The organism is Kitasatospora sp. NPDC057518 (assembly GCF_042802075.1).
Classification (GTDB): Bacteria; Actinomycetota; Actinomycetes; order Streptomycetales; family Streptomycetaceae; genus Kitasatospora.
Window position 1 is genome coordinate 1 of sequence record NZ_JBHVEU010000412.1, and the last position, 8,053, is coordinate 8,053.

Genomic DNA, 8,053 nt, shown 5'->3' on the forward strand with positions numbered 1-8,053 from the left:
GCCCTGATCCGCCCCGTCCGCCGCACCGCTATCCGGGCTCCTCACCACTCGCCTAGCACTGCCGGGCGCTTCTGTTTGCGAAACAGATCGCATCCACACCATTGAGCGAACCGGTGCTCGTTCGACCCCCTCGAACGACGGATCGCACTGATGCTCGCGGCATGACCTTCTTCGATCTCGAACGACCCGAGCACGCCTACATGTTCGCCTTCCTCCAGGCGGACGGACACCTCACCGAACAGTCCCGCAACCGCGGTCGACTCTCCGTGGAACTCGCCGCACGCGACGCCCCGATCCTGGAGGAGTTCCAGCGGCTCTGCCCGTACAACAGCACCATCAGCTATCGGACGCGGACGACGAACTTCAAGGCGGACCACACCTCGGTGCTATGGGCCGTCTGCGCCCGGGAGTTCCGAGAGGAACTGCAGGCACTCGGCCTACCGGCAGGACGGAAGTCCGAGATCGTGGCGCCACCGACGGTGCCGTTCTCGAAGCGGGACTACCTGCGCGGCCTCATCGACGCCGACGGCTCGGTCGGCCTCACCTCCGACGACCTGCCCTTCGTCAGTCTCACCACCAAGAGCGACGCAATGGCCTTCTTCTTCACCGGCTACACGATGCGGCTCTGTGGGGCCCAGCGCAATCCCACCCGCAATAAACGCGACGACATCTACAACGTCCTGTTCCTCAAAGAACCCGGCGTGGCGCTGGCCAGTGATCTCTACTATCCCGGCTGTCTGGCCCTGCCCCGCAAACAGGCCGGCGCCGATCAGGTCAGCGCCTGGATTCGCCCGTCGACCATGGGGTTCGCTCCCCCTCGACGCAGCTGGACCCAGGAGGAGGACGAGGTGATCCTCACTGCGGAAAGCATGGAGCTCGCATCCGAGCAGCTGGGCAGAACGCTCAAGAGCTGCAAGATCCGTCAATGGCGCCTTATCGGCCCCAAGCGTCCGAGGATCCTGCCGCACCGATGAGATGGCCCCCGACATCGTCGGGGGCCATCTCATGTTGACCGGTCAGCCCTTGATGCAGATGACCTGCTTGATCTGAGCAACGACCTCGACCAGGTCACGCTGCTGCTCCATGACCTTCTCAATGGACTTGTACGCGCCGGGGATCTCGTCCACCACTCCGCTGTCCTTGCGGCACTCCACGCCCCGGGTCTGCTCCTCCAGGTCACGTACGGTGAAGCGCTTCTTCGCCGCCGTACGGCTCATCTTCCGGCCGGCGCCATGCGAGGCCGAGTTGAAGGCCGCAGTGTTGCCGAGGCCGCGAACGATGAACGAGCTGGTTCCCATCGAACCCGGGATGATTCCGAGCTCGCCCGTTCCGGCCCGGATTGCACCCTTACGGGTCACGAGCAGGTCGATGCCGTCGTAGCGCTCCTCCGCCACGTAGTTGTGGTGGCAGCTGATCACCTCGTCGAAGGTGACCTGCGCCTTGGTGAACTCGCGCCGGACGACGTCCTGGAAGAGCGCCATCATCAGGGCGCGGTTGTGCTTCGCGTACTCCTGCGCCCAGTAGAGGTCCGAGCGGTAGTCCGCCATCTCCGGCGTACCGGACAGGAACACCGCGAGATCGCGGTCGACCAGACCCTGGTTGTGCGGCAGCGAGCGGGCGACGGTCATGTGGTGCTCCGCCAGCTCCTTGCCGATGTTGCGCGATCCGGAATGCAGCATCAGCCACACGAAACCAACCGTATCGATGCACAATTCGATCATGTGGTTGCCGGCTCCGAGCGTTCCCATCTGCTGCATGGCCCGCTCGCGACGCCATTTGACCGTTTCCGCCACTCCGTCGAAGCGCTGCCAGAAGTCGTCCCAGCCCGCCGTGCGGAAGCCGTGCAGCTTGGACGGGTCCACCGGGTCGGTGTGCAGGCCGCGGCCGACCGGGATGGCCCGCTCGATCTCGCGGCGCAGGCCGGAGAGGTCGTCCGGGAGGTCCTCGGCGGTGAGCGAGGTCTTCACCGCGCTCATCCCGCAGCCGATGTCGACGCCGACGGCCGCCGGGCAGACCGCGTCCTTCATGGCGATGACGGAGCCGACCGTCGCGCCCTTGCCCAGGTGGACGTCGGGCATCACGGCGAGGCCGTGCAGCCAGGGCAGCGAGCTGATGTTGCGCAGCTGCTGGAGGGCCTGGCCCTCGACGGTGGCCGGGTCGGTCCACATCCGGATCGGGACGCGGACGCCGGGTACCTCGGTGTACGACATGGGTGAACGACCTCCAGAGGTCGGGTGGTTCGGGGAAGGTGGTGCCGCGCGAGGAATCCCGGCACGGCTCGGGGAAGTTCAGGGGGTGGGGCTCAGGCGCCCGGGGCGACGGTGCAGGGGGAATACGGCCTCGGGGAGCGTCGTATGGCTTGCTCGACCCGCATGGTGACCGCCTCCCTTCCTTCGTCGCAGTTCGCACGTGCTGTGCGTCGGGGAACATCTATCCACGGAACGGGCGCGGCCCGCAACGGATTTAAAAACGCGTCCGGCCCGGCGGAGCGGGTGCTCCACGGGGCCGGACGGCAGCGGATCAGGCGTCAGCTGACGACGGTGACCTCGCCGATGCCGAGCGCCCGCACGTCGTCGGCGATCACGGCGGCGTCGCCGACCAGGACGGTGACCAGGCGGTCCGGCGGGAAGGCCGCGACGACCGCCTCGGTGGCGGCGGCGGTGGGCAGTTCGGCGAGCTGCCGGTAGACCTCGGCCTGGTAGTCGTCCGGCAGGTACTGCTCGACCTGGTCGGCCAGGGTGCCGGCGACCGAGCCCGCGGTCTCGTACTTCAGCGGGGCGACGCCGACCAGGAACTGCACGGCCTCGTCGCGCTCGGCGTCGGTGAGGCCCTCGGCGGCGAGGGTGCGCAGGATGACCCAGGTGTCGGCCAGCGCGGGGGCGGTGGAGGCGGTGTCCACCGAGCCGCTGATGGCGAGCATGGCGCGCCCGCTGCCGTCCGCGGCCGAGCGCAGCGGCTGGGCGAAGGCGCGCACGCCGTAGGTGTAGCCCTTCTCCTCGCGCAGGACGCGGTCCAGGCGGGAGGTGAGGGTGCCGCCGAGGCAGTAGGTGCCGAGGGTCTGGGCGGCCCAGACCGGGTCGTGGCGGTCGGGTCCGATCCGGCCGATGAGCAGCTGGGTCTGGACGGAGCCGGGGCGGTCCACGATGACGACGCGGCCGTGGTCGTCGCCGGTGACCGGGGCGTGGACGGACGGCTCGGCGGCCGTTCCGGTCCAGGTGCCGAGGGTGCTCTCCAGCAGCGCGGGCAGGTCGACGCCGGTGAGGTCGCCGACCACCACGACGGTGCTGGTCGCGGGGCGCACGTGGCCGTCGTAGAAGGCCTTGACGGCGGCGCGGTCGATCGACTTGACGGTGTCGGCGGTGCCGGCGCGGGGCCGGGAGAGCCGGTCGGCGGCGTCGAAGAGCTCGGCGTACAGGGCCTTGGCGGCGCGCCGGGCGGGGTTGGCCTGCTCGTGGACGATCTCGTCCAGGCGGTTGGCGACCAGCCGCTCGATCTCCGCCTCGGGCAGGGCCGGGGCGCGCAGGGCGTCGGCGAGCAGGGACAGGCCGCGCTGGAGCCGGGAGGCGGGGACCTCCAGGGAGATCCGGATGCACGGGTGGTCGGCGTGCGTGTCGAGGGTGGCGCCGGCGCGCTCCAGCTCGGCGGCGTACTCCTCGGCGCTGAGGGTGTCGGTGCCCTCGCTGAAGGCGCGGGCGAGGATGCCGGCGACGCCGTCGAGGCCCTCGGGCTCGGCGGCGAGCGGGACGTCGAGCAGGACCTCGACGGCGACCAGCTGCTGGCCGGGCCGGTGGCAGTGCAGGACGGTGATGCCGTTGCCGAGGGCGGCCCGCTCGGGGGCGGGGAAGTCCCAGGGGCTGGGCGTGCCCGGCCGGGGCTGCGGGTGGAAGGTCATGGCGGGGACGTAGTCGGTGCTCATACGGCGGCACCCTCCTCTTCGGAAGCGGCGTCGGAGTCGGCGTCGGTCTCGGCGGCGGCGGTCGGCTCGTAGGCGAGGACGGCCCGGTTGTCGGGGTGGAGCCGGGCCTTGGCGATGGCCTGGACCTCCTCGGCGGTGACGTCGAGGACCTTGGGGAGGGCGTCGTTGAGCAGCTCCGGGTCGCCGAACAGGACGGCGTAGCGGCACAGTTCGTCGGCCCGGCCGGCGACGGTGGTGAGCCGGTCGAGCCACTCGCGCTCGATCTGGGCCTGGGCGCGTTCGAGCTCCTCGGCGGTGGGGCCCTCGGCGGCGAAGCGGGCGAGCTCCTCGTCGACGGCGGTGCCGATCTGCTCGATGGTGGCGTCGCCGGAGGTCTTGACGTCGAGCCAGCCGAGGCTGGGGGCGCCGGCCAGCCGCAGCAGGCCGAAGCCGGCGGCGACGGCGGTGCGGTCGCGGCGGACCAGCCGGTTGTAGAGGCGGCTGGACTCGCCGCTGCCGAGGATGGTGAGGGCGAGGTCGGCGGCGTCGGCCTCGCGGGTGCCGTCGTGCGGGAGGCGGTAGGCGGCCATCAGGGCGCGGGAGGGGACGTCCTCGTGGACGTCCTCGCGGATCTCGCGGCCGATCGTCTCGGGGAGCTCGCCCGAGCGCGGGGGCTGCTTGCCGTCGTGCGCGGGGATGGAGCCGAAGTACTTCTCGACCCAGGCGACGGTCTGCTCGGGGTCGATGTCGCCGACGATCGAGAGGACCGCGTTGTTGGGCGCGTAGTACGTCCGGAAGAACGTCCGGGCGTCCTCCAGGGTGGCCGCGTCGAGGTCGGCCATGGAGCCGATCGGGGTGTGGTGGTACGGGTGGCCGTCGGGGAAGGAGAGCGCGGTGAGCTTCTCGAAGGCGGTGCCGTACGGGACGTTGTCGTAGCGCTGGCGGCGCTCGTTCTTGACGACGTCGCGCTGGTTCTCCATGGACGTCTCGTCGAGCGCGGCGAGCAGCGAGCCCATCCGGTCGGCCTCCAGCCAGAGCGCGAGCTCCAGCTGGTGGGCGGGCATGGTCTCGAAGTAGTTGGTGCGCTCGAAGCTGGTGGTGCCGTTGAGCGAGCCGCCGGCGCCCTGGACGAGCTCGAAGTGCCCGTTGTTGGTGACGTTGGCCGAGCCCTGGAACATCAGGTGCTCGAAGAGGTGGGCGAGGCCGGTGCGGCCCTTGACCTCGTGCCGGGAGCCCACGTCGTACCAGAGGCAGACGGCGGCGACCGGGGTCAGGTGGTCCTCGGAGAGGACTACGCGCAGGCCGTTGGCCAGGCGGTGCTCGGTGATGGCGATGCCTCGGCTGGAGGCGGGGGCCGGGTTGGCCATGCGCTCGGGTCCTTCCCGTCGTCGATGTCGGGGGTTCGTGTGGCGTCCCCCATTGTGGTGCAACGTGTGGGAGCCGTGTTCGTGTCCGCGCGGACGGGGCCGTTCGCCAGGGGCGGAAGAGGGCCGCTGACCGGGAGTGTCGGCCCGAGGGTCCACAATGGGGGCGCCGCGCCCTGTCGACGGCGCCCGGTTGACGGGTCCGGCGGCGGGACGGTGCGGAGACGAGCGACGACCGCCCCCCGGCGTTCGGCGACCGACCGAGACACAGCCAGCGACACGTAAGGGAGCCCCGCCGCGATGGCCCGCCGCAGTTCGCAGACCCCGCCGCCCGGAGACTTCGAGGAGCGGATCCTCGACGTCGACGTCGTGGACGAGATGCAGGGCTCCTTCCTGGAGTACGCCTACTCGGTGATCTACTCGCGTGCACTGCCCGACGCGCGGGACGGCCTGAAGCCGGTGCACCGCCGGATCCTGTACCAGGCCAACGAGATGGGCCTGCGCCCGGAGCGCGCGCACGTGAAGTGCGCCCGCGTGGTGGGCGAGGTGATGGGCCGGCTGCACCCGCACGGCGACCAGTCGATCTACGACTCGGTGGTGCGCATGGCGCAGCCGTTCTCGATGCGGCTGCCGCTGATCGACGGGCACGGCAACTTCGGTTCGCTGGGCAACGACGACCCGCCGGCCGCGATGCGCTACACCGAGTCGCGGCTGACGGCCGCCTCGATGGCGATGGTGGAGTCGATCCACGAGGACACCGTCGACTTCGGCCCCAACTACGACGGCAGCGAGCAGGAGCCGCTGGCGCTGCCGGCCGCGTTCCCCAACCTGCTGGTGAACGGCGCGACGGGCATCGCGGTCGGCATGGCGACGAACATGCCGCCGCACAACCTGTCCGAGGTGGTGGCCGCGGCCCGGCACCTGATCAAGCACCCGAACGCGGACCTGGACACGCTGATGCGGTTCGTGCCCGGTCCTGACCTGCCGACCGGCGGGCGGATCGTGGGCCTGTCGGGCATCCGGGACGCGTACGAGTCGGGCCGCGGCACGTTCAAGATCCGGGCGACGACGACGGTGGAGGCGGTGACGGCCCGCCGCAAGGGCATCGTGGTCACCGAGCTGCCGTACAACGTCGGCCCGGAGAAGGTCATCTCGAAGATCAAGGACCTGGTCAACGCGAAGAAGCTCCAGGGCATCGCGGACGTCAAGGACCTGACCGACCGCGAGCACGGGCTGCGGCTGGTCATCGAGGTGAAGAACGGCTTCGTGCCGGAGGCGCTGCTGGAGCAGCTGTACAAGCTGACGCCGCTGGAGGAGACCTTCGGCATCAACAACGTGGCGCTGGTGGACGGGCAGCCGCTGACGCTGGGGCTGAAGGAGCTGCTGGAGGTCTACGTCGACCACCGCTTCACCGTGGTGCGCCGGCGCAGCGACTTCCGCCGCCGCAAGCGCGAGGAGCGGCTGCACCTGGTCGAGGGCCTGCTGGTCGCGCTGCTCGACATCGACGAGGTCATCGCGATCATCCGGTCGAGTGACAACGCCCAGCAGGCGAAGGAACGCCTGATGGAGCACTTCTCGCTGTCGGAGACGCAGACCGCGTACATCCTGGACACCCCGCTGCGGCGGCTGACCCGCTTCGACCGGGTCGAGCTGGAACAGGAGAAGGAGAAGCTGACCTCCGAGATCGCGGACCTGACCGAGATCCTGGAGTCGGACACCAAGCTGCGCAGCGTGGTGTCGTCCGAACTGGGCGCGGTGTCCAAGCAGTTCGGCACCGAGCGGCGCACGGTGCTGCTGGAGGCGGGGGCGGTGCCCTCGGCCGCGCTGGCCGTGCCGCTGGAGGTCGCGGACGACCCGTGCCGGGTGCTGCTGTCGTCGACGGGCCTGCTGGCGCGGACGGCGGACGGCGAGCCGTTCGAGGAGTCGGAGAAGCGGGCGAAGCACGACGTGATCGTCTCGGCGGTGCACGCGACGGCCCGGGCGGACGTCGGCGTGGTCACGTCCGCGGGCCGGGTCCTGCGACTGCCGGTGATCGACCTTCCGGCGCTGCCGCCGACACCGTCGCCGACGCTGGCGGGCGGGGCCGCGGTGGGCGAGTTCCTGCGGCTGGAGGACGGGGAGCGGGCGCTGGCGCTGACGACGCTGGACGAGTCCTCGCCGGGGCTGGCGCTGGGCACGCTGCAGGGCGTGGTGAAGCGGGTGGTGCCGGAGTGGCCGGCGAACAAGGACGAGTTCGAGGTGATCGCCCTCAAGGAGGGTGACGAGCTGGTGGGCGCGGTCGAACTGCGTACCGGCGAGGAGGACCTGGTCTTCATCGCCTCCGACGCCCAGCTGCTGCGCTACCCCGCGGGCCAGGTGCGTCCGCAGGGCCGCCCGGCGGGCGGCATGGCGGGCATCAAGCTGTCGGACGGCACGCGGGTGCTGTCCTTCACGGCGGTGGACCCGGCGGCGGACGCGGTGGTGGTCTCGGTGGCCACGGCCACGGGCACGCTCTCCGACGGCGAGCAGACCAGCTGGAAGGTCACCCCGTTCGAGCAGTACCCGCGCAAGGGCCGCGCCACCGGCGGCGTGCGCTGCCAGCGCTTCCTGCGCGGCGAGGACGCCCTGGCCTTCGCCTGGGCCGGCGCCGCCCCGGCCCGCGCCGCCACCGCCAAGGGCGCCCCGGTCGACCTGCCCGAGCGCGACCCGCGCCGCGACGGCTCCGGCACCCCGGTCACCACCCCGATCGCGGTGGTCGCCGGCCCGGCGTAACGGCTCCCGCCCGAGCGGAGGGGCACCGGACATCGTCCGGTGC

Annotated in this window: 5 protein-coding genes; 2 read left to right on the plus strand and 3 right to left on the minus strand. The window is 71.0% G+C overall.

All coding sequences use genetic code 11. The features are described from left to right. Positions 1-161 precede the first annotated feature (161 nt). On the plus strand, positions 162-974 hold the full coding sequence (locus ACFU7Z_RS31475) for an LAGLIDADG family homing endonuclease (RefSeq protein ID WP_380781220.1): 813 nt from the start codon (positions 162-164) through the stop codon (positions 972-974). A gap of 42 nt (positions 975-1,016) precedes the next feature. Here ACFU7Z_RS31475 and ACFU7Z_RS31480 read toward each other — a convergent pair whose 3' ends face one another. The 3 genes from ACFU7Z_RS31480 to ACFU7Z_RS31490 form a co-directional block, all read right to left on the minus strand. Further along, entirely contained in the window at positions 1,017-2,210 is a 1,194-nt protein-coding gene (locus ACFU7Z_RS31480) for an RtcB family protein (protein WP_380781222.1), read from the minus strand. 317 nt (positions 2,211-2,527) lie between these two features. After that, entirely contained in the window at positions 2,528-3,892 is a 1,365-nt protein-coding gene (locus tag ACFU7Z_RS31485) for a pitrilysin family protein (RefSeq protein ID WP_074005706.1), read from the minus strand. Between the two features lie 20 nt (positions 3,893-3,912). Further along, entirely contained in the window at positions 3,913-5,262 is a 1,350-nt protein-coding gene (locus tag ACFU7Z_RS31490; protein WP_074005661.1) for a pitrilysin family protein, read from the minus strand. A 297-nt stretch (positions 5,263-5,559) separates the two neighbouring features. Here ACFU7Z_RS31490 and ACFU7Z_RS31495 point away from each other — a divergent pair, with 297 nt between their 5' ends. Next, positions 5,560-8,010 (plus strand): DNA topoisomerase (ATP-hydrolyzing) subunit A, encoded by a 2,451-nt coding sequence (locus tag ACFU7Z_RS31495; protein WP_074005662.1) that lies wholly within the window; start codon positions 5,560-5,562, stop codon positions 8,008-8,010. Positions 8,011-8,053: the final 43 nt, after the last annotated feature.

Bases quoted from the DNA above. Each gene is read 5' to 3' on its own strand.
- ACFU7Z_RS31475 (WP_380781220.1), top strand. From the start codon at position 162: ATGACCTTCTTCGATCTCGAACGACCCGAGCACGCCTACATGTTCGCC.
- ACFU7Z_RS31480 (WP_380781222.1), bottom strand. From the start codon at position 2,210: ATGTCGTACACCGAGGTACCCGGCGTCCGCGTCCCGATCCGGATGTGG.
- ACFU7Z_RS31485 (WP_074005706.1), bottom strand. From the start codon at position 3,892: ATGACCTTCCACCCGCAGCCCCGGCCGGGCACGCCCAGCCCCTGGGAC.
- ACFU7Z_RS31490 (WP_074005661.1), bottom strand. From the start codon at position 5,262: ATGGCCAACCCGGCCCCCGCCTCCAGCCGAGGCATCGCCATCACCGAG.
- ACFU7Z_RS31495 (WP_074005662.1), top strand. From the start codon at position 5,560: ATGGCCCGCCGCAGTTCGCAGACCCCGCCGCCCGGAGACTTCGAGGAG.